Here is a 967-nt window from a genome sequence, read left to right on the forward strand (position 1 = left end):
CGGATGGTGGAGTTCTACCGCGCCCGCTACGCCCACTACGGGCACGGCACCCCCGAGCAGGCCATCGTCGGACTGGGCGGGCAGGTGTTCATGCGCAAGAACTCCCAGGACGCGGTGCGCGAGTTCCGGCCCTACTTCGACAACGCGCCCGTCTACGGCCACGGGCCCTCGCTGGAGGACTTCAGCGAGCAGACCCCGCTGACGGTGGGCTCGCCGCAGCAGGTGATCGACAAGACGCTGTCCTTCCGCGAGTACGCCGGTGACTACCAGCGCCAGCTGTTCTTGATGGACCACGCCGGCCTGCCGCTGAAGACCGTGCTGGAACAGCTCGACATCCTCGGCGAACAGGTCGTGCCGGTACTGCGCGAGGAGTTCGCCAAGGGACGCGGCCAGGACGTGCCCGAGGCGCCGACCCACCAGTCGCTGCTGGCCGCACAGAACACCCGGACCGCACAGGACACCCGGACCGGCCAGGACAGCCGGACCGGACAGGAGAAGGAGGAGAGCGGGGTATGACCGAGCGTATGAAGGTGGTCGTGGTGTCGGCGGGGCTGAGCGTGCCCTCCTCCACCCGGCTGCTCGCCGACCGGCTCGCCGCCGCGGTCCACCGCGCCACGCCGGTGGACATCGAGGTGGTCGAGCTGCGCGACCTCGCCGTGGAGATCGCGCACAACTTCACCAACGGCTTCGCCGGCAAGGCCCTCGCCGCCGCGCAGGACGCGGTGACCCGGGCCGACGGGCTGATCGTGGTCACACCGGTCTTCAGCGCCTCCTACAGCGGACTGTTCAAGTCCTTCTTCGACGTCCTCGACAAGGACGCGCTGACCGGCAAGCCGGTCCTGATCGGCGCGACCGGCGGGACCGGACGGCACTCCCTGGTACTGGAACACGCCCTGCGCCCCCTGTTCGCCTACCTCCACGCCGTCGTCGTCCCCACCGGCGTCTACGCCGCCTCCGAGGACTGGGG

General features: G+C 69.9%; 2 protein-coding genes. Both read left to right on the forward strand.

Annotated elements, in window-relative coordinates; translation table 11 throughout:
* The coding region (locus tag LG395_RS40885; protein ID WP_225814656.1) for an LLM class oxidoreductase at positions 1-516 on the forward strand (516 nt) is incomplete at its 5' end.
* Between the two features lie 8 nt (positions 517-524).
* Positions 525-967, forward strand: a 443-nt coding sequence (locus tag LG395_RS40890) for a CE1759 family FMN reductase (RefSeq protein WP_372463534.1), incomplete at its 3' end; no start/stop codon positions are given.

Source organism: Streptomyces spinosus (genome assembly GCF_020400655.1).
In the GTDB taxonomy this organism is placed as follows: Bacteria; Actinomycetota; Actinomycetes; order Streptomycetales; family Streptomycetaceae; genus Streptomyces; species Streptomyces argyrophylli.